Origin of the sequence: Vibrio sp. H11, assembly GCF_004804295.1 — a bacterium.
Classification (GTDB): Bacteria; Pseudomonadota; Gammaproteobacteria; order Enterobacterales; family Vibrionaceae; genus Vibrio; species Vibrio ostreae.
This window is the reverse complement of record NZ_SSHN01000003.1, coordinates 328952-353411: the sequence shown is the minus strand read 5'-3', so window position 1 is coordinate 353411 and position 24460 is coordinate 328952. Positions and strand designations below refer to the sequence as shown.

22 protein-coding genes are annotated in these 24460 nt (G+C 50.4%); 8 read left to right on the top strand and 14 right to left on the bottom strand.

Going from position 1 to position 24460, the window contains the following annotated elements:
- Nucleotides 1-373 precede the first annotated feature (373 nt).
- The 10 genes from E6C74_RS06545 to E6C74_RS06500 all read right to left on the bottom strand — a co-directional run bounded on the left by E6C74_RS06545 (nt 374) and on the right by E6C74_RS06500 (nt 11399).
- On the bottom strand, nt 374-1090 hold the full coding sequence (locus E6C74_RS06545) for a carbonic anhydrase family protein (protein ID WP_136483881.1): 717 nt from the start codon (nt 1088-1090) through the stop codon (nt 374-376).
- 456 nt (nt 1091-1546) lie between these two features.
- On the bottom strand, nt 1547-3613 hold the full coding sequence (locus tag E6C74_RS06540; RefSeq protein WP_136484013.1) for an FUSC family protein: 2067 nt from the start codon (nt 3611-3613) through the stop codon (nt 1547-1549).
- A 5-nt stretch (nt 3614-3618) separates the two neighbouring features.
- Nucleotides 3619-4482: an HlyD family secretion protein gene (locus E6C74_RS06535; RefSeq protein ID WP_168796973.1), complete on the bottom strand. Its 864-nt coding sequence runs from the start codon at nt 4480-4482 to the stop codon at nt 3619-3621.
- Nucleotides 4483-4490: 8 nt separating this feature from the next.
- Nucleotides 4491-4691 carry a DUF1656 domain-containing protein gene (locus tag E6C74_RS06530; protein ID WP_136483880.1) on the bottom strand — a complete coding sequence of 67 codons (201 nt, stop codon included), beginning with the start codon at nt 4689-4691 and terminating at the stop codon, nt 4491-4493.
- Nucleotides 4692-5227: 536 nt separating this feature from the next.
- The gene (locus E6C74_RS06525) at nt 5228-5575 is read right to left on the bottom strand and encodes a helix-turn-helix transcriptional regulator (protein WP_136483879.1); all 348 of its coding nucleotides are present in this window, start codon (nt 5573-5575) and stop codon (nt 5228-5230) included.
- Nucleotides 5576-5792: 217 nt separating this feature from the next.
- Nucleotides 5793-6965, bottom strand: coding sequence for a D-alanyl-D-alanine carboxypeptidase family protein (locus E6C74_RS06520; protein ID WP_136483878.1), 1173 nt, complete (start codon nt 6963-6965; stop codon nt 5793-5795).
- Between the two features lie 457 nt (nt 6966-7422).
- On the bottom strand, nt 7423-8148 hold the full coding sequence (locus E6C74_RS06515; RefSeq protein WP_136484011.1) for an amino acid ABC transporter ATP-binding protein: 726 nt from the start codon (nt 8146-8148) through the stop codon (nt 7423-7425).
- 19 nt (nt 8149-8167) lie between these two features.
- Nucleotides 8168-9112, bottom strand: coding sequence for an amino acid ABC transporter permease (locus E6C74_RS06510; protein ID WP_136484010.1), 945 nt, complete (start codon nt 9110-9112; stop codon nt 8168-8170).
- A gap of 75 nt (nt 9113-9187) precedes the next feature.
- Nucleotides 9188-9997, bottom strand: a complete 810-nt coding sequence (locus E6C74_RS06505) for a transporter substrate-binding domain-containing protein (protein WP_136483877.1) — start codon at nt 9995-9997, stop codon at nt 9188-9190.
- 172 nt (nt 9998-10169) lie between these two features.
- Nucleotides 10170-11399, bottom strand: coding sequence for an aminotransferase class V-fold PLP-dependent enzyme (locus E6C74_RS06500; RefSeq protein ID WP_136483876.1), 1230 nt, complete (start codon nt 11397-11399; stop codon nt 10170-10172).
- 153 nt (nt 11400-11552) lie between these two features.
- On the opposite strand from E6C74_RS06500, the gene E6C74_RS06495 reads away from it, so the two are divergent.
- Entirely contained in the window at nt 11553-12038 is a 486-nt protein-coding gene (locus E6C74_RS06495; protein WP_136483875.1) for an Lrp/AsnC family transcriptional regulator, read from the top strand.
- A gap of 89 nt (nt 12039-12127) precedes the next feature.
- Here E6C74_RS06495 and speB read toward each other — a convergent pair whose 3' ends face one another.
- From speB to E6C74_RS06480, 3 genes are all read right to left on the bottom strand, one after another.
- The gene (speB, locus tag E6C74_RS06490) at nt 12128-13057 is read right to left on the bottom strand and encodes an agmatinase (protein ID WP_136483874.1); all 930 of its coding nucleotides are present in this window, start codon (nt 13055-13057) and stop codon (nt 12128-12130) included.
- Nucleotides 13058-14968 (bottom strand): arginine decarboxylase, encoded by a 1911-nt coding sequence (gene speA, locus E6C74_RS06485; RefSeq protein ID WP_168796972.1) that lies wholly within the window; start codon nt 14966-14968, stop codon nt 13058-13060.
- Between the two features lie 318 nt (nt 14969-15286).
- Nucleotides 15287-16144 (bottom strand): hypothetical protein, encoded by an 858-nt coding sequence (locus E6C74_RS06480; RefSeq protein ID WP_136483872.1) that lies wholly within the window; start codon nt 16142-16144, stop codon nt 15287-15289.
- Nucleotides 16145-16464: 320 nt separating this feature from the next.
- On the opposite strand from E6C74_RS06480, the gene proV reads away from it, so the two are divergent.
- The 7 genes from proV to E6C74_RS06445 all read left to right on the top strand — a co-directional run bounded on the left by proV (nt 16465) and on the right by E6C74_RS06445 (nt 23055).
- The gene (proV, locus tag E6C74_RS06475) at nt 16465-17652 is read left to right on the top strand and encodes a glycine betaine/L-proline ABC transporter ATP-binding protein ProV (RefSeq protein ID WP_136484009.1); all 1188 of its coding nucleotides are present in this window, start codon (nt 16465-16467) and stop codon (nt 17650-17652) included.
- A 2-nt stretch (nt 17653-17654) separates the two neighbouring features.
- Nucleotides 17655-18761 carry a glycine betaine/L-proline ABC transporter permease ProW gene (proW, locus tag E6C74_RS06470; RefSeq protein WP_136483871.1) on the top strand — a complete coding sequence of 369 codons (1107 nt, stop codon included), beginning with the start codon at nt 17655-17657 and terminating at the stop codon, nt 18759-18761.
- Nucleotides 18758-19762 (top strand): glycine betaine/L-proline ABC transporter substrate-binding protein ProX, encoded by a 1005-nt coding sequence (gene proX / locus E6C74_RS06465; RefSeq protein ID WP_136483870.1) that lies wholly within the window; start codon nt 18758-18760, stop codon nt 19760-19762. The genes proW and proX overlap by 4 nt, the downstream gene beginning before the upstream one ends.
- A gap of 314 nt (nt 19763-20076) precedes the next feature.
- Nucleotides 20077-20568, top strand: a complete 492-nt coding sequence (locus E6C74_RS06460; RefSeq protein WP_136483869.1) for a MarR family transcriptional regulator — start codon at nt 20077-20079, stop codon at nt 20566-20568.
- Nucleotides 20569-20716: 148 nt separating this feature from the next.
- The gene (locus tag E6C74_RS06455) at nt 20717-21283 is read left to right on the top strand and encodes a mechanosensitive ion channel family protein (RefSeq protein WP_136483868.1); all 567 of its coding nucleotides are present in this window, start codon (nt 20717-20719) and stop codon (nt 21281-21283) included.
- Nucleotides 21280-22629 (top strand): magnesium transporter, encoded by a 1350-nt coding sequence (locus tag E6C74_RS06450; protein ID WP_136483867.1) that lies wholly within the window; start codon nt 21280-21282, stop codon nt 22627-22629. Before E6C74_RS06455 ends, E6C74_RS06450 begins: the two co-directional genes overlap by 4 nt.
- A 210-nt stretch (nt 22630-22839) precedes the next feature.
- Nucleotides 22840-23055: a hypothetical protein gene (locus E6C74_RS06445; RefSeq protein WP_136483866.1), complete on the top strand. Its 216-nt coding sequence runs from the start codon at nt 22840-22842 to the stop codon at nt 23053-23055.
- Nucleotides 23056-23161: 106 nt separating this feature from the next.
- On the opposite strand, the gene E6C74_RS06440 is transcribed toward E6C74_RS06445, so the two are convergent.
- Nucleotides 23162-24460: a TRAP transporter large permease subunit gene (locus E6C74_RS06440; RefSeq protein WP_136483865.1), complete on the bottom strand. Its 1299-nt coding sequence runs from the start codon at nt 24458-24460 to the stop codon at nt 23162-23164.

Here is a 24460-nt window from a genome sequence, read left to right as displayed (position 1 = left end):
TTTCATTTTTACTGATGAGATTCATTTGTTTTTGCAAAAATAAAGCGATAAAGTAAACACAAGGTTATAAATTAATGCAGACACGGGTGATGTTAACATCATTTGCAATTTTCAATTTATAGGGTATTGGTTTATTAACCCAAATAAAAGCTAACTCTGATTTATATTAATCACCACTCTGAATGAATTTATTCAGAGTGGATTTTTTATTTAAATAATATTTAGATTTGAACCATAGCAAAATAAATTATTATAAATAGTAAACCTATATTTCATTCAATGCATATCAATAAATAACATCACTCAAATATATCAGGGTTGAACAATTTTCTCTTCAACCCTGAAAAATATCGCGAGATAAGTAAGTTTGGAGTTAGTTGCTGACGAAAATTCGCGCATTACGCGGTTGAATCGGACGATTGTTTTTGCCCATCATACCGGTCAGGACCGCCCGTTGTTGCTCCGACAATGCTTTGGGCTGCTGCATAACAAACCAACGCACACCTTCACTGCAGGGTGGTGTCGTGAGAGAACCGTTGAAACGGTAGTAATGATTGGTCTCCGGCAGCAGCGTGTCGACGGCAAACGGATGAGCCAGATCGACCGTGTGCCCCTTATCAGGCAGAGACTCGGTCAATTGCTTGAGAGCAGGATTCTCTGAACCCACATCGAACATAACCGCGACCACGGCCAGATTCCCCTGCTCATCGGCATTCACAAAATGCGCTTCCAGCGGGTATTGATAGGCCTTAATCAGGTTTTCCGACGGAGTATGGAAATGAAACTGCTTGAGGGTGAATGTTTTACCATCAACTTGCAGCTGATTATTACCTTCTACCGTCGCTTGCAAGGTGTGACCATTGTTCGTCAGAGCGGTTACCTGCCCCTGATAACTGACATTGAGTGCGGAAAGATTAGCGGGTAAGGCGCCTTCAATATCGACCGGACTTTGATTTTGTCCCTTCGCACAGGTCTGTGAAACACCGCCCCAATGCGCCGGGCCATGACTCCCCTCATATCCCCATTCCGATGCCGCCGCTCCGGCACTGTAAAAAGCACACACAGACATTGCCAGCAAAAGCTTGTTCATTGTATCTCCTTGGTTTTCTGTTGCCCTGAGGCGTTAAATACGTTGTAAGTTGTCAACACGTTGCAATCAACCCAATGATAAACAGCGAGCTATCGGTTACAACGATTCCCTACTGGTAATCCATCGATGCGCAGTAAGTTATCAACAGCTGCCGGTATCGGATTTGATTTAAAACAACGGGTTGTCAATTTCGTCAGACAGTAAAACCCTTTTTATCCTGTGTGAATGATGAAATATAAGATTGAAGCGGAGAGTTGGAAGGACTATCGCACACATCTCACTGCTAATATGAGTGTGGCCAGTAAAACTGGAAGCTAAATCGCGTCATGTGCGACACACAGTTTCTTGGCTGCTACCAACGAAAAACCCGCTCCGTTTCCGGTAAAAGAAACTGAGCGGGTTTAAGCAGTCAGACGATCACTTAAGCAGAAGGGATAGCTTAAGCCAAATTTTTCCTTAATCGCTGATATGGGTCTGATTATCGGCAATGGTTTGCGTCAGGCGCTCAAACGTCATGGTCAGACGTTCGCACATCCCTTCCACAATTTCGTATTGACCCGGCAACAGAGGATAAAAACGTAATTGCGTCAGCAAGTCATTACACGCCTTGTTAAATTGCGAGGAGAACTGCCCTTTTGAGCACTGCATAAAGGCCTCAGCTAACGCATTCTGCCAGTTCTCCAGACCTTGCTGCAGATTCTCATCCACCACGCTGCCCACCATACGCCGCAGACGTACCGACACGTGCCCAAGGTTAAGACCGGTCAACGCCAGCTCGGTAATATCACGAGTGCGGGCCGCCATACTTTTATCGTACGTCGCAATCCGTAACAAGCGATCGCCCATGCGGGCATTGAACCAGTGTTCAGGTGAAGGATGATTCATGATCTCACTCAGATCCTGCTTGGTGGCACGCAGCAGGCGGTATTGCATAAGCTGTAGTCCAGGTCCGGTGATCATTTTGAACATCCAGTACAACACCGTCACCCCGACAAAAATCGACAGCGAGTTACTCAGGGTGTAATCGACTGAGAAAGCCCGGCTCATATCATTACTCGGGCTGATCAAAATCGTGAACGGAATACAAAAGCCCAGGCCATATGGCATGGTCGCCCGGTTGGCCAATGCCATCAGGCCAAAGAAATACGGGCCGGCCAGCACCATGACCAGAATTTCATAATCTCCGCTACTTTGAGCCAACAGATTAAGGCCGTAAAACACCGCGACCGGCACGGCAATCATGACCCCGACCAACAGACGCTGCAGAACGATCATCAGAATCGTCATTGGCAGACGTGCCAGCATAATCGAGAAAATAACCGGCAGGATCATCATCATCAGCACCGCTGTCGAGCCCGTGCCAATCCACAAGCCAGCCCCGACCAGAAACACCAGCATGGTTCGACCGCCAGTCACCAGCCCCACCAGTGGATCCTTGTAGCTTTTCTGGGTTGGCGCGTTGAGTCGCACAGGAACAGCACTGATAAGCGCATTATAACCTTTCAGGATCATCACCAAATCGGCGCTGAGTTCGAGCGAAACTTTCATCAGCCTTGATTGCAGCGGCGTCAAATCACATGCCTGATTACTGTACACCAACTGGCGGCGGCGCAAAGATTGCGCCTGTTTGTAACATTCGTTGTAGTCGTTGGTTTCTTCCATACGTTTGAAAGAGTCACGCATGTCAGCAAGCATTTCTGCCAGATATTCGCCGATCAAATCAGGATGGTTACGTTGCAAGCGGCCGAAAATCTGAATCATCGCCAGTAGAGACAGGGTTTTATTGGATATCTGGCTGGCAGCGCGGCTTTGACCCGGCCCATCCGGGCCCTCGTAGACGACCGCGCTCTGGTCATCACTCATGGCAGCAATCGACTCCAGTATGGTATCGACATGCTGATGGCGGCCATCGTGAGAACCATTCGGATCCAGCTCCAGGTTCAGGTAACTCAGGGTCTGGTTAATCACATGACGGGCGTGGGCACGCAGCCCGTCTTTAACCTGCATCGGAAAGACCAGTTTACTGACCAGGGCGGCACAAATCGCACCCACAATAATTTCACTGACCCGGGCCTGGGCGACTGCAAAGATGGTCTGGCTGCTGGCGGTGGCCGGAGACACCATCACCAGCAACACAATCAGACATGCCGTGATACCTGCCATCGCAAACAGATATATGAAGTTGGTACGACGCACCATCGCGCCCATGCCTGAGTTGATCCCCAGCCACAGCGCCAGACAACCGATCGCCAGTTCCGGATAAGGCATAAACCATTGCAGGATCGTGATCCCGACAATCCCCCCGACCAGAGTACCGACAATCTGGCAGATACCCTTTTCAATCACCAGACCACTTTCCGGGCGGATCTGCAGAAACACCGCAGAGACCAGCGCCCAGTATGGGCGATCAAGATTAAGAAACATGGCGATATAGAGGGAGAGCGCCATCGCGACCACCCCTTTTATCGCAAATATCACCGACTGTTTGTTCGGCATCAGTAAGGTGTTAAGCAGCACACCCATGACGTTCACTCAGCCTCTTGCAGATAGATCGAGACCGTCATACCGGCACTGATATTGACGTTTTCATCCAGCGGATCGAGCTTGATATCGACCGGAATACGCTGTGCAAGACGAACCCAGTTAAAGGTTTGCTGCACCTGAGGCAATAACTGACCATTACTGCTGGTATTGGTATCCGCGATGGCTTTCCCAATGCTGACCACCTTGCCGGTTAACGGTTTACCACCACTCATCAGGGTGATTTTGGCCGACTGGCCGACTTTAATCATCGGCAGTTTGGTTTCTTCAAAATACCCGGTGACGTAAAAAGAGTCTTTTTTCACCAGCGACAGGACCGAACTCCCCTGACTGACGTAGTTACCTTCACGTAAATTAAGGTTAATCAGCGTGCCATCTGCCGGGGCATGAATCTGGGTACGGTCGAGGTTAATTTGCGCGGTATTGAGCTGTGCTTTGGCAATATCCAGGCTTGCTTTTGCCAGTTCGGTATTAATACGAGCGCTTTCGACGGTCTCTTCGCTGATTAGGTTTTTACCCGTCAATTGCTGTCGACGAACATAGCGGTGACGTTCCAGATCGAGCGCGTATTGTTTGTTTTCTACTTCCGCTTCCAGCTCTTTGATCTTGGCTGCATAGCGGGTGGGATCGACACTAAAGATGAGTTCCCCTTTTGATACCTGCTGGTTATCCTGCACATTGAGGGTATCAACCCAGCCAGACACGTCCGGAGCTATGGTGATCACTTGGGCGCGGATTCGGCCATCACGGGTCCAGGGTGAGTAGAGATAATGATCCCATACCCAGTGGCCGGCAATCACGGCAATGATAACCACCGCCAGAGTGAGACAAATACGCAATACTTTTCCCATATTCAACATTAACTCCCGAAAAAATGAATAATAATCGCCAGATAACAGACAAACAGCCCGACCTCAAACCAAGCTACTTTCCACAGTTTCTGATACACGCCCGTCTTGTGCAGCACTAGCCTGGACACACAGGAGAGCGCAAAGGCCATAGGTGCAAACATCACCAACGGGCTGAACAGCAAGCCTCCCAGCGCTAATTCTTCAAACATAACGAAATCATCTCAGTAGGTTAGATTAATAGTATATACCCAAGTCAGGACAATATGCCGAATTGGTGACACTCCGCCGGCAGGCAGATCACACCGGCTGAATAAGCAGGCCTCAGTTACAATCAACCATCGCTTTCGTAATTCTGAAGAACTCAATGACAGCGCAGGCTGCTGGATCGGCGATCCCGCCAGGTAACCACCGTTTAGTGCCGGCATCAAAAAGAGAGAACGAAATGGGATAAACAGACGAAGACAGCTTATTCTTAATGAATTGTTACTTCTTAATGAGTTGTTACTTCTTAATGAATTGTGACTAATTACACCATTGTGCCTATTTGGCCGCCAGCCATCAAGCACCTGTCAGGACGCAGACTATTAACTTTAAAGAATAAATGATTCCGCAGAGCGTCAGAATAAGGCCTGTAAGGAAAGGATATCGCCCGCTCAAACAACGAGCGGATATCCGGCTGATGCGGGATTGCTTAATCCGTTGTGAAGTGACGACTCACGTGTGATACAGGCCTAAGACGGCTCGACTAGTGAGACAGATGGGTATATTCGATAATGACCTGGTTGCCATCAACCTGAACGCGTTGAATTTCACCGTCGACAGTAATGCGATTTTGCAAACGCACTAAATGCTCACCGGAGGTAAACTTACTTTTTAATGTCGGCAGCACATTGTAAGGCTCGACATGCAAATGCTGGCAGAAGGTGGTCACAAAGGACATGGTCAGCGGAGCGTTACCGCGTAATAGGTTAGAAAATTCCACCTGACTGACACCCAGCCGTTTTGCCATTTCCATCTGGGTTAAATGCATTTTTGCTTTTTGGGACATCCAAATATCGTACAGTGCATGACGATCTTCTGGGCCAAATTCCATCGTATTTCCTCGCTTGAACTCAATGCGATAAAAATGACAAAAACAGTTAATCACAATGTCAATCGAAAGTGAGTTTCTGTCCAGAGTTTGCCCCGCGAGCCTCTGTTTGCGAGCCAAATCGCCCTCAATGTCAGCTCTCTGTCACCAAAGTAACGCCGCAAAAAGTAACGCCCGCAAATCGCGGGCATTGAGAACACAGTCATTCCAGTTGAGAGAATCAGGAGAACAGACTGGCAAACAAGCGCTTAATCCAGTCCATCGCCTGGCTGAACCAACTGCCTTTTTGCACGCTTTCAAGTGCGACCAAAGGTGATTCTCCTACACTGCGGCCATCCACCTGATAGACCACTTTACCCACAACCTGACCTTGTTCTATTGGTGCCTCTAACTCTTTATCCATTTCAATCAGGCCGCTGAGCTGCGCCAGCTCCCCTTTCATGACCGTAATGTATGTGGTTTGCGGCACACCGACCGCCACAGTGCTTTTCTCTCCCATCCAGATAGGTGCCTGTTCGAGGGCTTCACCTTGCTGATGGGGAGCCACGGTTTCAAAAAAACGAAAGCCATAACTCAACAACTGTTTGCTGTCCGACTCACGTCCTTTCTGGCTGCCTGAACCCATGACCGCAGAGATAAGGCGCATGTTACCATTGGTGGCTGACGTCACCAGACTGTAACCAGCGCCACTGGTATAACCGGTTTTCATCCCATCCACATTCATACTGCGGTCATGCAACAGACCATTGCGGTTATACTGCGTGATACCGTTGTAGGTAAAAGACGTTTCGCTATACAGTGGATAGATATCCGGCAAATCACGGATAATCGCCTGAGCAAGCTTGGCAATATCATACGGCGTGGTGTAGAGGCCATCGCTGTCCAGTCCGTGCGGGTTAGTAAAGGCGGTATTGTTCAACCCGAGGCGCTGCGCCCATGAATTCATCAAATCGACAAAGCCACTTTCCGACCCTGCCACATGTTCGGCAATCGCGACGCTGGCATCGTTGCCGGACTGGACAATTAAGCCGCGGTAGAGATCCATCATGTTGACACTGGTCCCTACCTCAATAAACATTTTGGAAGAATCGGGGAAGTTTTTGGCCCAGGCATGTTCGCTGATGGTGACATTATCACTGGCGGAAATTTTGCCGCTTTTCATCTCCTGACCAGCGACATAAGACGTCATCAGCTTAGTCAAACTAGCCGGATTCATTTTTTCATTGCCATTGTGCTCAACCAGGACTTGCCCGGTGTGATAATCCATCAGCACATACCCTTTGGCAGACAATTGCGGCGGATTCGGAATCACGATCGGCTCGGCCGACGCCCATGCAGAAAATAAGCTCATACCGGTCGCAGAAATGGCGACCATCCATCCAGTTGTTTTCATAACCCGCATCCAGAACCATTAATATTGATTAACGTTGTAGTACTGCCAGCCACCTGATAATCAGGTTATCGGACTTTTGATTGTGGTGCTGACAACATGACGACTCGCATCACAATCAGAAATGTTTGCGCCAATACGATGATCCGTTACGCCTGTAAAAAGCAGCGCAACGTAAGGCCATCAGGGCCGGGCATTACGGTGGTTATTGTACCCGAGTCACCCGGTAAGGCTGTGTTCTTTACTTAGACTTACGCAGCTGTAAATGATCGTTACAATCCACCTGAAACTGAGAGAAATCATGCGCCAAAGCGGGCTAAAATTCAGGCTATGGCACAGAAAGTGTGCTTTGGATAACAAAAAACCGAGCCTGTTGAGGCTCGGTTTGTGATTATTTCCCGGCAAATGGTTACAAACTATAACCTGATCGCCAAAGTGTCGGGTGAGGGCGCATAAAACGTCACAGTACCTTGGCCAGGAACTGCTTAAGCCGCGGATGCTGAGGGTCATCAAACACCGCTTTGGGTTGGTCATCCACCAGCAGTTTGCCCTCTTCCATAAACAGGACACGATCCGCCACTTCACGGGCAAAGCCCATTTCGTGGGTTACGATCACCATGGTCATGCCTTCTTTCGCCAGACCTTTAATCACATCCAGCACTTCACCCACCATCTCCGGGTCCAGTGCCGATGTCGGCTCATCGAACAACATCAGATCAGGCTTCATCGCTAACGCACGGGCAATCGCCACACGCTGCTGCTGACCACCGGACAGATGAGACGGGTAGTTGTTCATGCGATCTTCCAACCCCACCCGCTTAAGCAGATTTTTGGCATCCACCATAACATCGCTGTTCTGGCGCTTGGCCACTTTAAGCGGCGCCAACATCACGTTCTGTAATGCCGTCATGTGCGGAAACAAGTTGAAGCTCTGGAACACCATGCCGACGTTCTGCCGCAGTACGTTGATATCGGTCGACTTCGCGTACATATCAAACCCATCCACTATGATGGTGCCGGAAGAAATTTCTTCGAGCTGATTGAGCGTGCGTAAGAAGGTCGATTTACCAGAGCCGGACGGACCAATGATCGCGACCACTTCACCCCGTTTAACCGTGGTGGAGACTGACTTAAGTGCGTGGCATCCGTTCGGATAATATTTGTCAACTTCGCTGGCATAAACCATATCTTCGCCGTTGTATTCACTAGTCACTGGCCGATAACCTCTTCTCTAAACGTTGGATAGCCCACGACAAGGTCCCGGTGACCACCAGGTAAAGTGCCGCTACCGTAAACCAGACTTCAAATGGCGCAAAACTGCCGCTGACCACTTCACGTCCGGCCTTGGTCAGGTCGGTGATGGAAATCACTGAGACCAGTGAAGAATCTTTGATCAGGTTGATAAACTGACCGGCAAGTGGCGGCAGAGTGCGCTTCAATGCCTGAGGCAAAATGACATAACGCATCGCTTTCGGATAAGTCATGCCCAGTGAACGAGCCGCTTCCATCTGTCCATTCGGGATAGCCTGAATACCGGCACGCACGATCTCTGCAACGTACGCCCCGGTAAAGACCGACAACGCAACCACACCGGCAGTAAAGCGCTCGAAATCGAGTACCGTGCCGATAAAGAAGTAAACAATAAAAATTTGTACCAGTAACGGCGTGCCGCGGATTAATTCCACGTAAGTAATGGCAAGATTGCGCACCGTAAGGTTTTTGGACACCCGCATCAGGCCGAATATCAGCCCGAGAATGACCGCGAATATCAATGAAATAAATGAAATTTCGATCGTGACCCACAATCCGGTCGCAATAGGGCCGAATTGCCACTCGTTGAGTTTGGCAACGGTATCGCCCTGGAAGATAAGGTCGCCCTCACCCACCATCAGTTGAGTGTAATCTGTGATAACCTGCGGCGAAGCCTGGTTATCGAATTCTATGACTAGCTGGCCGTCTTTGATGCTTGCTGTGCCATCACCGGTTGCGCGGATCTCCTGCATTTCGGTATTAATGACGTATGGCCACAAACGATCCCAGTGCCAGTTGTAATTAATGCTGCGCCCGGAAAAATACACCGCGCTGACCAGCATTAGCATGATCAGACCATAAATCAGATGTCCGACCCAATTTGAGGATTTTGACTGCATCACTCAGATTCTCTTTATTCTTGGAATGAACCGGGCAGTCGGACCGCCCGGCTTTGGCAACTTAAGTGACGACGTTTACTGTACGTCACTCAGCCAGCTGTCACTTTTGAACCACTTATCGTAGATACGATCATAGGTACCATCGCCCTGAATCTGGCGCAGGTAGTTGTTCAGGAAGTTAAGGAAGTTCGGGTCATCCTGACGGATTGCCCAACCCAGCGGCTCATAGGTAAACGGTTTTTCAAGGTGCACCACTTTGCCCTTGTTTTGCGCGCTGTAAATCGCGTTGTAAGGCAAGTCATAAACGAAGGCATCTGCTTTGCCGTTAACAACCTGCAGCACAGCATCCACTTCCGTGTCATACAGGTCAAGCTTCGCGTTTGGTACGTATTTTTTCGCCGCTTCAGCACCTGTAGTCCCCAGCTTAGTAGCGATGGTGTATTTCGGATCGTTCAGATCTTTGTAACTGGTTACTTTTCCTTCCAGTTTTGGCGACAACACCACAGACTGACCGATAACGATGTATGGCGTGGCAAAGTTCACTTTCAGGTTACGTTCCGCTGTTACCGTCATACCCGCCATAATGATGTCACATTTACCGGTTTGCATCGCAGGAATGATGCCATCCCATGCCGTGTTGACCGGCGTAAACTTCACCCCCATTGAACGCGCCATATATTTCGCGATATCAATGTCAAAACCGATGTAGCGACCATCCTTGGTTTTCATTTCGAACGGCATGTAACCCGCATCGAAACAGACTTTAAGTTCACCTGTATTTAAAATGTTTTCCAGCGCAGACTCCGCCGCAGAAGCCTGAGAGGCACCTAACAGAGAGCAAGCGAAAAGCAGCCCGGCTGCAGAAGATTTAATGAACTTTTTCATATTATCCCTTATGTAGATCTTGTTATTTTGTCGTTCGTCCTATGACAAAAACGCTGTCTGACGACACAAATGTGACTGACATTAACGTCTTGCAGATAATGCGATATTTTATCGCCGAGTTCCACCAACTTTTCGAATTTATAACCAATAGCGTGGTATAAATATGCAACCACTACCTGAGTAAACGCTGCAAGTCCCGAATTAAATCTTCCGCGGCCTCCAGGCCAATCGAAAGTCTCACCACGCCTTGTCCGGCATCGCGACAAAAATCGGCTTTTTGTTGCGGCGTAAAGCGGTAAGTTGACGCATCTAAGTCGTCGGTTCTCATTACCACAGCCAGGCTGCGCTGATGACCAATAGAATAAGCATAATAAAAAAGCGCCGATTCCTGGGCAAAACGCTGCTCGATCATATCAATGTCATCGACCTGGAATGCAATAATGCCGCCAAAATGATCCATTTGACGCTGCGCCAGACTAAATTGCTGGTGTGAGGCCAATCCGGGGTATAAAACTCGTGCTACACGCGGATGGCTTTCCAGCCACTGAGCTATCTGTAACGCGGAGTCACACAAGGTTTTCATCCGCGGATAAAGCGTCTCCATCCCGCGCATAATTAGCCAGGCACTTTGTGCCGAGAGTGTCGCGCCCAGATAAACGCCTGCCATCGCTCTGATGGGTGACAACAGCGCTTTACTGCCCAGGATACAGCCCCCCAGCACATCGCCATGACCATTGATGAATTTGGTCAGCGAGTGGATGACAAAGTCCGCTCCCAGATCCAGTGGACGGGTCACAACCGGGGTAGAAAACGTGCTATCGACACTGAGCCGTACTCCATGAGATTTCAGACACTGCGCCAGCGCGCCAATATCGGTTAAGCGAAGCAAAGGATTACTCGGGGTCTCAATATGCACTAACTTGGTGTTCTTTTTAAGCGCCTGTTGCACATTATTAGTGCATTCAGTATTAACTACCGACACTTCAATCCCAAATCCAGGCAACACCTGAGTGGCAAATTCATACACGGCGGCGTAACACATATCACTGACTATCAGGTGATCGCCTGCTTTGAGTACCGAGAGAAACAGACCGGAAGCGGCTGCCATACCCGTTGCGGTAGCCAGGGCTTCTTCTGCGTGTTCCAGCACTGCCAGCCTTTGCTCTAAAAGGCGCACCGTAGGATTGGTCCATCCGGCATACAGGTAAGGCGCATCCGCAATGTCATCCAGTCCGCAGGCCGAAAATGCGCCACTTTCCGGACTGAAACTGTGATTGACTGACATGACGATACTGGGCGCGATCGCCTGATGAACCGGGTCGGCCTGCAACATAGCATGCAACGCCTGAGTCTGCGGCGCATAGGTCTCTGGTTCAGTCTGGTCAGCATCATGATAGTGCATAATTACTCATTTCCTTTTACACGGGTTTAAATAGGAGGTTGACCACCATTGTCAATTCGATTGGCGCACAAAAATCGGCTATCCTAGCCACCAAGATGCACAATCGCCGCATTTTTGCGGTCAATGATGCGGCCAGACCGCACAAGGATGACTATGAGTTCCCCACTGGATACGTTTGATCAGAAGATTCTCGAACTGATGCAGCGTAATTGTCGCCTGGCGGCAGATGTGATAGCTGAGCAGGTTGGACTGTCCGCCTCAGCGGTGCAGCGCCGGATTAAAAAACTGCGTGAAGAGGGGGTAATCCGGGCTGAAGTGGCGATTGTCGATCCGGCAGTGACCAGCCATAAAATGACGTTTCTGGCCGGGGTTGAGATTGACCGTGATAACTACGCAGTACTGAGCCGCTTCAAACGCTGGGCAGAAGGACAGAATACCGTGCAGCAAGTGTTCTACGTCACCGGCCATGTCGACCTGATGCTGGTGATCACCGCGCCGGATACCCGGGCTTATGACGCCTTTATCGAACAACTGATGCAACTTTATCCGCAGATCAAACGAGTCACCACCAATGTAGTGCTGGATACACCGAAAAAAAGCCTCTACGTACCGATCTGCGACGAAGATATCACCGCTTAAGTTGAGCGCATTGCAGAGGCAACACGGCCACCGAAACGGGGGCGTAAAAAAACCGAGGACAGACCTCGGTTTTGATTGGCTCTTTGCAACTATTCGTCGTCGGACTTATTGGATGCCCACACGTAAAGCAGTTCCAGTGCGATGGTTGCGCCGGCCAGTGACGTCAAGTCACTCTGATCGTATGGCGGAGATACTTCAACCACATCCATACCCACCAGATTAATGCCTTTCAGCGCCCGGATGATTTTCAGAATTTTGTCTGAACTCAGGCCGCCGCACACCGGCGTACCAGTACCCGGTGCGAACGCCGGATCCAGGCAGTCAATGTCAAACGTCAGATAAACCGGCTTATCACCGATAATGTGTTTAATCTGACCGACAATTTCATCCACCGCCATGTCGTTAGCCTGCATTGCATTGATCACGTTGAAGCCATGACCTTCCTGCTTATACTCTGTACGAATACCGATCTGCACTGAATGACGCGGAGAAATCAATCCCTCCTTCGGCGCATGGTAGAACATGGTGCCGTGGTCATAGGCGCTGCCATTGGCATAAGTGTCGGTATGAGCGTCGAAGTGAATCAGCGCCATCTCGCCGTGATGCTTGGCATACGCACGCAGAATCGGCAGGGTAATAAAATGATCCCCGCCCAGAGCCAGCATGGTTTTACCGCTCTTCAGGATCTCATTGGTGGCTGCTTCCAGACGATAGGTAAAATCCTCCGCGTCACCGCAATCAAACACCAAATCACCGGCATCAACTACGTTAATGCGCTTGAACAGATTGAAATCCCACGGGAATTTCTTGCCTTCCCACGCCAGGTTAACCGAAGCGCGACGAATGGCATCCGGCCCCATACGCGCACCGGGACGGCCGGACGTTGCCATATCCAACGGTACACCCAGCACGACGATATCGGCGTCTGTTTCCAGCGGATCACGCTGGTACGGACGACGCACGAACGTCATCGCGTTGGAGTAGAGTGAATAATCAGTTTTAGTAAACAAATCATTCATTTAAAAATCCTCTAGATAAGTATAACCGTTCAGGCCCTGTTCCAGTTCGGCCAAAACAGTCGCTTGTTCCTGCGCCGCCACTCGCTGGCTTACCAGCTGACGATAATTGGTGCGAATCGCATCCACATCAATATGTACGTAACGCATCATGTCTTCGACCGTATCACCTTCATTGACGAAAGTAATGTCTGACTCACCCTGATCGGTAATGTTGACCACCACACTGTGTGTATCACCAAACAGGTTGTGCATGTCGCCCAGGATTTCCTGATAAGCCCCCACCAGGAAAAAGCCCATCAGATATGGCTGATCTTGGTTCCAGGCGGGTACCGGCAGAGTCGTTTCAATCCCCTGGCCTTCCACGTACTGTTCCACAGCGCCGTCCGAGTCACAGGTAATGTCCAGCATCACCGCGCGACGGTCGGCCATGTTTTCCAGTCCTGACAAAGGCAGGACCGGAAACACCTGATCGATACCCCAGGCATCCGGCAGCGACTGGAACAACGAGAAGTTGACGAAGAACTTATCCGCCAACCGGTTCTGCAGTTCATCCAGGATTGGACGGTGGAAACGGTTTTTGGTGCTCATTTTCTGGCGCAGTTCATGGTAAATACGCAGTGACAGCTGCTCCACCCATGCCCGGTGCTGCAAATTGATCACACCGGTTGCAAACAGGCTGTGCGCTTCGGACAAGTCACTTTGCGTGTCGTTAAACAACTCAATCAGAGCACGGGCATCACTGCCTTCGCTCAGGTTTTCCCAACTGCGCCACATGTTCTGCAGCAGGATCGGGGCGTCCTCTTCCGGCGCTTCAATCGCTTCCGGCTGGTACGACTCAGCACCAATCACGTTAGTAATCAGCACAGCGTGATGCGCCGTTACCGAACGACCGGATTCCGAGATAATGGTTGGCATCGGCTGGTTGTACAAAGTACACACATCACCGACTGTGTTAACGATGTTGCGGGCGTATTCCAGCAAACCGTAGTTCATCGAGTTCGATGACTGGCTGCGGGTGCCGTCATAATCCACCGCCAAACCGCCCCCCACATCAAAGTACTGGATCTGTGCACCCAGCTCACGCAGCTCGCAGTAGAAACGCGCCGATTCATTCACACCGTTGCGCACGTCGCGAATATTCGCCATCTGCGAACCGAGGTGGAAATGTACTAACTGCAGCGCGTCTAACTGCTGTTCCTGTTTCAGGCGGTCAATCACACTCAGCACCTGAGCCGCCGCCAGACCAAACTTAGATTTGTCGCCACCGCTCGACTGCCACTTACCCGCTCCCTGAGACGCAAGACGAATACGCAGGCCCAGGCGTGGTTTCACACCCAGACTTTTGGCCTCTTTCAGAACCAGATCCAGCTCAGACAGTTTCTCCAGCACGATGAACACTTTGTGGCCCAGTTTTTCACCGATCAGAGCCAAACGCATGTACTCACGGTCTTTGTAACCGTTACATACAATCACAGAGCTGGCTTGCTGTGCCATGGCCAACACCGCCAGAAGCTCGGGCTTACTGCCTGCTTCCAGACCGAGCTGCTTGGTTTCCAGCTCTGCCTGGCTGGCGAGGATTTCATCCACCACTTCTTTTTGCTGGTTCACTTTAATCGGGTAAACCAACAGGTATTTGTTCGGGTAATCGTACTCTTCAATCGCCTGGTTAAACGCATCACAAATGTTGTGCACACGCTGATGCAGGATTTGCGGAAAACGCACCAATACCGGCAAATTCAAATTACGCGCTTCGAGTTGCTTTACAATAGAACTCAACTGAGTGGGGTGAGCTCCGTCTTTACGGGGCGAAACATACACTTCTCCATGGTCGTCAATGCCAAAAAAACCCTGGCTCCAGTAATGAACGTTGTAATCAGCTCGAACGCTGTCTAATTTGGATTGTTGCTCCACATCAAGTCTCACAATATCAAGAGAATTTGTCTGTGGCTTTGCGATAAAGCCACACCCGACACCCTAAATGTCACGCGCTTTATCAGGCAAAACACCCTAGGTGTCTAATGATAATAATTTGTCGTCAGGACAAGCTTTGGTTATAGCGCATAACTTTGCAAATTAATGAGTAATCAACAAATTTGCCCGGTGCCCTATCAAAGAATAGATCAAGATGAAGCCTTGTCAGATGAGAGTGGAAAAGAAAAGCGCGCTCCGGGAGCGCGCTAAGTTAATGCATAAAGTAATTGTGACTATTATTCAATTGCTTGTATATATTTAATCCGCTTGAGTTGCTTTGACTAACGCATCAAACTTTTTATTGCCATACAGGGACTCAAAATCTGCTTCATCAGCGATCAGTTCGCGCAGCGAAGGGGTGGTTTCCAGCGCGCGGGTCATGTCTTCCATCGCTTGTTCTTCTGCCCCCAAACGCGCATAAGCACAGGCACGCTGGTACAGGGCCGGACCATTATTTTCATCCAGTTCGAGCACTCGGTTACACAGGCTCATTGCCCAGTGGTACTCTTTAATCTCCATCGCAGCATCGGCTTTGTAGGTTAATGCTTCCAAATCACCAGGGCGGATTTTAAGAATTTCATCGTACACTTCGATGCGCTGGTCAGCGGTCTGCGCGTTCTGCGCTCGCAGCCACAGGTTGTGTATCTCGTTAATAATTTCGATTTCACGGTTATTCTCCGACAGCATCCGGGTTTTACGCTTCAAATCCCGCTCCAGTGCCACGAACTTCTTCTCATATTCCATGGCAATTTTGTTGAGACGCTTATCCGCCATTTCACGGGTGTTATGTTTCACTTCCCGTAACGACTGCCAGCCGACTAACGCCACCAGCGATGCAACTCCGGCGATGATATAGAAGAAATAAGTCACGGTAACATTGGCGTAGTTCATCGATTTATCCGCCACCGTCAACTCACGATCGGTAATTTGGGTGATCACCCTGCGCTCGAGATCCTGCTGGTCCTGACGCAAAGATTTCAATTCATCAAGAATGTAACGTTCCATCAGTGGCCGATCCAGCAATGCTGATTCTGAGTAAGCCGGCGCCTGTTGTTGTGCTGTGTCCTGCGCGGCTTCTTCGGCCTCTTCGGCTGAGACTCCGAAAGTGAACAACATAGCCAAACAGCTGATTATTAGCCAAATTTTATGCACGTAGCGCTCCTTAAATGATGCATTTCCTGTCAGTGGAAAGCAGATTGAATGCTGTATTTTGTCGGTGTGTTACCCGATTATTCTACTAATACAAAACATTCTAACTCAAATTAACTGTAAGTTTTTTGAAAATTTAATTTTTCTTATAAATCATAGAAATAAGTAAAGATCGCAACATCTTTCTCTCTTTAACAACTTGATAACTGCGAAGTTAATGTTTAGTGTACTATACATATTTACAATTTATCGTCGCTAATTTTTGACGACAACAAAGGATGTAAATGATGTCAACCATGCTAGAAGTTAACAACCTCTATAAGGTGTTTGGAGAGACACCGCAAGAGGCATTCGCCCTGATCGATAAGGGGCTCAACAAAGATGAGATTTTCGAGCAAACCGGCCTTACTGTGGGGGTTAAGGACGTGTCTCTCTCGATCAATGAGGGTGAGATTTTTGTCATTATGGGGTTGTCCGGTTCCGGTAAATCGACCCTGGTCCGCTTGCTGAACCGCCTGATTGAACCCACCCGTGGCAGTGTATTGCTCAAGGGTAAAGACATTGCCCAGATCTCGGATAACGAACTGAGAAAAGTTCGGCGTCAAAACATTTCCATGGTGTTCCAGAACTTTGCGCTAATGCCGCATATGACAGTGATTGAAAATGCCGCCTTCGGTCTGGAGCTGGCTGGTGTTGCCGAGCAGCAACGCCACACTGCCGCCAAAGCCGCTCTGCAACGAGTAGGCTTGGAGGCTTATTGCGATTCATACCCCGATGAATTGTCAGGCGGGATGAAGCAACGGGTCGGGCTGGCACGTGCACTGACCAATGACCCGGACATCCTGCTGATGGACGAAGCTTTTTCTGCTCTCGACCCGTTAATCCGAACCGAAATGCAGGACGAACTGATTCGACTGCAGAATGACGATAAACGTACCATTGTCTTTATTTCTCATGACCTGGATGAAGCGATGCGCATCGGTGACCGCATCGCCATCATGCAAGACGGGGTTGTGGTCCAGGTCGGAACACCCGATGAAATCCTGCATCATCCGGCTAATGATTATGTCAGTTCTTTCTTCCGCGGCGTAAATGTCGCCAGCGTCTTCTGTGCCAAAGACATCGCGCGCAAAAAGCCGGCTGCGATGTTCAAAAAACACGATAACGATGGTCCTGCGGCGGCAATGCAACTGCTGATGGACAACGATCGCGAATACGGCATCGTGGTCGATCGCAGCAATAAGTACACCGGGATCGTTTCCCTCGATTCTCTCAAAGCCGCCAAACGCGAGCAACGCTCTCTCAGCAGTGCCCTGCTGGATGACACCATCACTATTGACCCGGACGTCTCTGTGGGCGATCTGATCGGCCAGGTCGCCGAAGTGCCTTACTCAGTGCCAGTCGTCGATGCCCAAGGTCATTACTATGGTGTGATCACCAAAAGCCGCTTACTGCAAACTTTAGATAGGGAATAATCATGACGACGGAAACGATAACTTCGGCTGCACAAGCCGCCGTTCCCTGGGGCGCCGCGAATCAGGCTGCGTCATCAAACAGCGATCCCTGGGCTGGCAATGCCACATCTTCAGGGGCAGACTGGCTTAATACCGCCACTCCTGATGCCACGCCTTTTGACTGGCTACATCCATTCAAAGACGCGATTCTGCCCTTTGACAGCTGGGTTGAAACTGCTCTTGACTGGCTCGTGACCCACGGACGCCCCGTATTTCAGGCGATTCGCATCCCGATAGACTTAATACTGACCTCATTTCAAACCGCATTGGTATCCACCCCTGCTCCGGTCATGCTGCTGATTCTGTTTCTGATCACCTGGCAACTGGCTGGTTCAAGAATGGGCATCGCGACGTTCTGCTCATTACTGGTCGTCGGCCTGATCGGCGCCTGGGATGAAGCCATGGTCACACTGGCACTGGTGATGACCTCAGTGTTCTTCTGCCTGCTGATCGGGCTGCCGCTGGGTATCTGGCTGGCACGCAGTGAGACCGCAGGCAAAATTATCCGGCCGGTGCTGGACGCGATGCAGACCACGCCCGCCTTCGTCTATCTGGTGCCGATTGTAATGCTGTTTGGTATCGGTAACGTGCCGGGCGTGGTGGTGACGATTATCTTCGCCCTGCCGCCTATCGTGCGTCTGACTATCTTGGGTATCCAGCAGGTACCTGAGGAGCTGATTGAAGCCGGTCACGCCTTTGGCGCCAGTCCGAAACAGATGTTGTATCGCATTCAGTTACCGCTGGCGATGCCAACCATTATGGCCGGCGTCAACCAGACGCTGATGCTGTCGCTGTCCATGGTCGTGATCGCATCCATGATTGCGGTCGGCGGTTTAGGTCAGATGGTGCTGCGTGGTATTGGCCGTCTCGACATGGGCTTAGCCGCAGTCGGTGGTCTGGGTATCGTCATTCTGGCGATTCTTCTTGACCGGATTACTCAGTCCATAGGCGCAAACAGCCGTGACAAGAAGACCCATTGGTACCAGAAAGGCCCGGCCTCACTGGTATACCACCTGAAACAGAAACTGATTCACACAGAAGGTAAAAACACGCTAGGAGAACAGAAATGAAGTTAGCATGGAAGACAATACTCACCACAGGATTTGTGGCCGGTACAACACTCGCAGCCCCGGCCTTTGCCAAGTTGCCTGGTGAGGGTATTACAGTGCAACCGGTTCAGTCGACAGTGGCTGAAGAAACGTTCCAGACGCTGATCGTTAATAAAGCGATGGAAGCACTAGGTTACACCGTACTACCAACCAAAGAAGTGGATTACAACGTCGGTTACACCTCGATCAGCGAAGGCGATGCCACCTATCTGGCGGTTAACTGGGCGCCGCTGCACAAAGACAAATATCAGGCAGCCGGCGGTGACGCTAAATTTTATCGTAAAGGCGAGTATATTTCTGGCGCTGCACAAGGGTATCTGATTGATAAAAAAACCGCAGACAAGTACCACATCACCAATATTGAACAGCTCAAAGATCCGAAAATCGCCAAGCTGTTTGACGCCAACGATGACGGCAAAGCGGATTTAACCGGTTGTACTCCGGGCTGGGGCTGTGAAGGTGTAATAGAACATCAGATGGATGCTTTTGGCCTGCGTGACACTGTCACTCACAATCAGGGTAACTATGCCGCAATCATAGCCGATACCATCTCGCGCTATAAAAAAGGCGATTCAATCTTCTACTACACCTGGACTCCGTATTGGGTAAGTGGTGTGCTGGTTCCGGGTAAAGATGTTGTGTGGCTGGAAGTGCCCTTCTCTGCTCTGCCTGGCGATCGCAGCGACGTAGATACCACACTGCCGAATGGCAAAAATTACGGCTTCCAGATGAACTCGATGAAAATCGTCGCCAACAAGCAGTTTGCTGACAACAACCCGGCCGCAGCGAAACTGTTCGAAGTGATGAAACTCAACATCAATGATGTCAGTGCTGAAAACATGATGATGAGTCAGGGTCATAATTCCGAGCAGGATATTGAAGCGCATGCCGATGGCTGGATTAAAGCGCACCAGAAACTGTTCAATTCATGGATTGAAAGCGCTAAACAGGCCGCGATGTAATCACCACCAGGCAAAGGTGAAGTGATAGCCACCGGCGGGCTAATCGAGCTCACTACCGTCAGGGGAGATTAGCCTGCCCGGTCATGAACATCAGACGCTTATCACTATTCAGTTAATTCAGTTAATTCAGATAACTCAGGTAACTCAGTGATAAGCGGGCATTTCAGCCCCAAACATATATTTCGCACCACGCCGATATTGCGTGCCAAATAACAATTCAGTACCCAACTATTATAATGATAACGACAAGTCAGGCAGTTTTCTCTTCAGAGCGATAGGACGGAGAACGCCAATAAGACTTGATGGAGGATAACTTGGATATCCACGAGGAAGTATTAGTCGCGATACGACAAATCATACGCGCTATTGATCTGCACTCCAAAAAACTCAACAAAGACTTTGGACTGACCAGCCCGCAACTGCTGTTGATGAGAGCAATCAAAGCCGAACCGAGCATGACCATACGTCAGTTGTCTGGCGCGACCAACATGAGTCAGGCAACAGCCACCAGCATTCTGGATCGACTGGAAAAACGTGAACTGGTGAAACGGGAACGCGATACCACCGATAAACGTAAGGTGCACGCCCATCTCACGTCAGAAGGAGAGAAGATTCTTTCAGCCGCGCCGCAAATGCTGCAGGATGACTTTGTGCACCAGTTTCGTGCCTTGGACAAATGGGAGCAGACCCTGATTCTTTCTTCGCTGCAGCGTTTAGCACGGATGATGAATGCGCCGGAAATCACTCCCGACGCTTTATTACTCACCATAGAGAATGAAGATGCAGAGCCGCTCAAACTTCCGTAAGGCTCAACTAATCTTGCGCACCGTCATGACGCCGTTTTATTTGTACTTCGGCCAATAAAACAGCACATCCCCGGTTAAGGGGATAATTCAATTTGTAATTCCCTGTAATTCAGTTATTTTGAAGCAAACTTCTGTGTGCGTTGCCACTATGGATTACATCGCTTTATTACAAGACTATTACCAATGGTGGATCACCATTGTTGCTCTGCTCATTTACCCTAAAATTGCCAAGGTGCTGCTGCGCCTGTTTGAAAGCACCGTGAGCGATCGTCATGACGTTCATCGCATCAAGCGCGCGCGCTGGCTGATCAAAGCAGCCATGCTGATCACCTTGCTACTGACCTTAATGATGATGTGGGGGATTGAGCTACGCGGCTTGCTGGTGGTGGGCTCATCTCTGTTTGCCTTATTGGGCGTCGGCCTGTTCGCCAGTTGGTCGCTGCTGAGCAATGTCACCTCGTTCCTGGCGCTGTTTATTCAAAATCATTGCCGGATTGGCCTGTGGGTCCGCGTAGTCGATGGCGCTAATCATGTTGAGGGCCGAATTGTCGATATGACCTTCCTCAATGTCGTACTCGATACCGTTGATGGCAACCGCATCCTTTACCCGAATAATCTGTTTATTGTTCGCCCCGTGATTGTGCTGAGCAAAGCACCGGAAAAAGCGCTCAAGAAAGCAGACAAAAAGCAATTACCGAATGGAGTGAAACGTTGAGCGAGTACCAGGATCTGTCACAACAAATTCAAACCCTGGCCCAGGCTGACGACGATCAGCATCAAGTGGCTCTGCTTGGGGAAATGGTCGAAAACGGACTGGATGAAGGCTCACTGGCACTGATTCTGGAAGCGTTTCCGGTCGATGACCGGGTACGTTTATGGCGTAGCCTGCCGATGGAGATGCACATCGATGTGCTGACCGAAATGCGTGCCGACGTGCGGGTTTCTGTTATCAAAGCCCTGTCCGAAGCCGAGCTGAAACTGACTCTGGCCAATCTGGACAACTTGTCACTGATCGAATGGGAAGACTCTCTGCCGGATGAGATCGTCTCGGAAGCACTGCGTCTTATCAGCCGTGACGAGCTTGAGTTGTATGATCAGGCCAATGAATTTGAAGATGACGAAATCGGCCACTGGGCAGACAGAAAGCTGTTTACCCTGCCGTTTGGGATCAGCGTAACCCGAGCTCTGGCCCTGATCGATAAATACCATCTGGAATCACCGCAATACATTTATCTGATTACCAAAGCGCGTAAATTCCGTGGAGTGGTGGCCTACAGTGATATTCTGCAAGCCGAGCGCAGCACACCGATCAAAGAGCTGAAAAAGGATGAACTGGTCCTGATCAACGCTCGTCAATCCCTGTCCGATGCCGTCGAAGCGCTGGAGCATGCTGACCTGCCCATGGTGCCGGTGGTCAGTGACGATGATACTCTGGTGGGTGCGGTTGACTGGCAGTTTGCCCTCAGTACGCAACGTGAATTGTACGAAGCGCGCCTGATGGCGGGTACCGGTATGGATGAAGGCGATGACCTGTTTGCTCCGGTCGTGCGCAGTTCCAAACGCCGTGGTGTCTGGCTCGGTATCAACCTGCTGACCGCTATTCTGGCCTCGGTCACAATTGGCCTGTTTGAAGATGTCATTTCCCAGGTCGTAGCCCTGGCAGTGTTAATGCCGATTGTCGCATCAATGGGCGGTATCGCCGGCAGTCAGACCCTGACTCTGATGGTACGAGCCATGGCACTCAATCAGGTCACGACAGGTAACCGCATTGCACTGATGAAAAACGAACTGGGCATCGGCGCCATTAACGGCGTAGTGTGGGCACTGATCATCGGCGGTGTCGCCGGGCTCTGGTTTCAGTCACCTATGATTGGCTACACCATTTCGCTGGCGATCGTGGTCAATATCATTACCGCGGCACTGTTTGGTGTGCTGATCCCTATTATTCTGGATAGACTGAAGCTCGATCCGGCATTGGCAGGATCGGTGATTCTGACCACAGTCACGGATGTGGTGGGTTTCTTCGCTTTCCTTGGCACCGCCAGCCTGGTGATGCTGTAACGACCTCTTTTATTAGCGCATGTTGTCAAATGCCCTGCAGCTGCAGGGCATTTTGGTTACTGCAAGAGTAAATTAAATCCACACCGGCCTCTTGAAGTCAGCAACAACGACCTTACATATATGGGTAAGTGGCCAGCGGCAACGCTGCTTTCGCCCACGCAGTTTGTTAACTTGAGGGTACGTCTGCACCCTCTTTTTAAGGAGGTGTGTATGAACTCTTATCCAACCGTGCAGTTGCACATCACTGAACCAGCCTCAGGCCCGGCACCGAGCATATGGCCTGCAGCACAATCATTTCCACGTTACCATCATGAGGCTATTTTCAGCCTGCCGGCGCTGCGGTACCCAACACATAAACCTATCTTGTGGTTGATTACGCTGGATATAAGCAAACTGGCTGAGCAACTGAATGTCACCGTGCATTGACAGGGGGCAGAACACCTAACGTCATGTCAATGAGATAAAAAACCGGCTCCTGACGGAGCCGGTTATCGCTTTGAGTTACGGGGACGGAACCGTCAACGCTCCTGCATCAGGCCAGACTAGGCAGCCAGAGCGCCAGTTGCGGGACGGCACACAGAATAGCCGCCGCCAGACACATCAGCACAAAGAACGGCAGAGAAGCCCGTGCGATACGGCCGATCTTCTCTCCGGTCAAACCTTGCAATACAAACAGGTTAAAGCCCACCGGCGGCGTGATCTGGCCCAGCTCGACCATGATAACCAGAAAGACCCCGAACCAGAGCGGATCAAAACCGGCCTGTTCAATGATTGGCAGCGTAATTGGCAGGCTCATCACCGTAATCGAGATCCCGTCCAGAAACAGGCCCAGAATGATGTAGAACAGCGCCAATGCGCACAGCAGCAAAACCGGTGTCAGATCGATGGAGGCAATCCATTTGGCCAGTTCAGACGGCAGATGCAGATAGCCCATCGCAGTAGAAAGCAGCGCGGCGCTCACCATGATACTGCACACCATGGTCGAGCTTTGCACGGTCGAAATCAGCGCCTCTTTCAGCATCGCGACATTGAGCTGGCGCTCGAAGACCAGCAAAATCAAGGTCGCCAGTACGCCGACCGCAGCAGCCTCCGATGGCGTTGCAATCCCAGTATAGATCGCCCCCAGTACCACGAAGATCAGCAGCAGTACCGGTGCCAGGTAACCTACACTCTGCAGCTTCGTAATATCACTACTCTGATCCTGCGGCACTAGTTCTGGTGACATCCAGGTGCGCAGCATCAGATAACCGGAATAGAGCATGGCAATCAGAATGCCAGGCAGAATACCCGCCATAAACAGCTTACTGATCGAGACTTCGGCCTGAATACCGTACACGATCATTACAATCGAAGGCGGGATCAGTAATCCCAGGCTACCGGCACCGGCCAGAGAGCCGATCGACAGCTGGCGATCGTAGCCACGCTTTTGCAGCTCGGTGGTGGTGATTTTACCAATCGTGGCTGTTGTCGCCGAGCTGGAACCACTGACCGCGGCAAACATGGCACAACCAAACACATTGGTATGCAAAATGCCTCCCGGGATCAAGCGGGTCCAGGGCTCCAGGCCTTTAAACAGACGATCGGAAATATCCGAGCGGAAAATCAGTTCACCCATCAGAATAAACAGCGGGATCGCCGCTAATTCCCAGGAGTTACCGGCACGAAAGAGAATCCGGCTCAGGATACTGCCGACCCGCTGTGGTGACATATCGCCAAACAACACCAAGGATCCAAATGACACGACCGCCAGACCGGCGAATACCCAGATACCGCTGCCGAGCACCACAAACAGCAGCGCCAGCACACCAAGCGCAATAAATAACATGTCCAT

Coding starts and splice junctions, on each gene's coding strand:
- E6C74_RS06545 (WP_136483881.1), bottom strand. CDS start 1,090: ATGAACAAGCTTTTGCTGGCAATGTCTGTGTGTGCTTTTTACAGTGCC.
- E6C74_RS06540 (WP_136484013.1), bottom strand. CDS start 3,613: ATGGGTGTGCTGCTTAACACCTTACTGATGCCGAACAAACAGTCGGTG.
- E6C74_RS06535 (WP_168796973.1), bottom strand. CDS start 4,482: ATGGGAAAAGTATTGCGTATTTGTCTCACTCTGGCGGTGGTTATCATT.
- E6C74_RS06530 (WP_136483880.1), bottom strand. CDS start 4,691: ATGTTTGAAGAATTAGCGCTGGGAGGCTTGCTGTTCAGCCCGTTGGTG.
- E6C74_RS06525 (WP_136483879.1), bottom strand. CDS start 5,575: ATGGAATTTGGCCCAGAAGATCGTCATGCACTGTACGATATTTGGATG.
- E6C74_RS06520 (WP_136483878.1), bottom strand. CDS start 6,965: ATGAAAACAACTGGATGGATGGTCGCCATTTCTGCGACCGGTATGAGC.
- E6C74_RS06515 (WP_136484011.1), bottom strand. CDS start 8,148: ATGGTTTATGCCAGCGAAGTTGACAAATATTATCCGAACGGATGCCAC.
- E6C74_RS06510 (WP_136484010.1), bottom strand. CDS start 9,112: ATGCAGTCAAAATCCTCAAATTGGGTCGGACATCTGATTTATGGTCTG.
- E6C74_RS06505 (WP_136483877.1), bottom strand. CDS start 9,997: ATGAAAAAGTTCATTAAATCTTCTGCAGCCGGGCTGCTTTTCGCTTGC.
- E6C74_RS06500 (WP_136483876.1), bottom strand. CDS start 11,399: ATGCACTATCATGATGCTGACCAGACTGAACCAGAGACCTATGCGCCG.
- E6C74_RS06495 (WP_136483875.1), top strand. CDS start 11,553: ATGAGTTCCCCACTGGATACGTTTGATCAGAAGATTCTCGAACTGATG.
- speB (WP_136483874.1), bottom strand. CDS start 13,057: ATGAATGATTTGTTTACTAAAACTGATTATTCACTCTACTCCAACGCG.
- E6C74_RS06480 (WP_136483872.1), bottom strand. CDS start 16,144: ATGTTGTTCACTTTCGGAGTCTCAGCCGAAGAGGCCGAAGAAGCCGCG.
- proV (WP_136484009.1), top strand. CDS start 16,465: ATGTCAACCATGCTAGAAGTTAACAACCTCTATAAGGTGTTTGGAGAG.
- proW (WP_136483871.1), top strand. CDS start 17,655: ATGACGACGGAAACGATAACTTCGGCTGCACAAGCCGCCGTTCCCTGG.
- proX (WP_136483870.1), top strand. CDS start 18,758: ATGAAGTTAGCATGGAAGACAATACTCACCACAGGATTTGTGGCCGGT.
- E6C74_RS06455 (WP_136483868.1), top strand. CDS start 20,717: ATGGATTACATCGCTTTATTACAAGACTATTACCAATGGTGGATCACC.
- E6C74_RS06445 (WP_136483866.1), top strand. CDS start 22,840: ATGAACTCTTATCCAACCGTGCAGTTGCACATCACTGAACCAGCCTCA.
- E6C74_RS06440 (WP_136483865.1), bottom strand. CDS start 24,460: ATGGACATGTTATTTATTGCGCTTGGTGTGCTGGCGCTGCTGTTTGTG.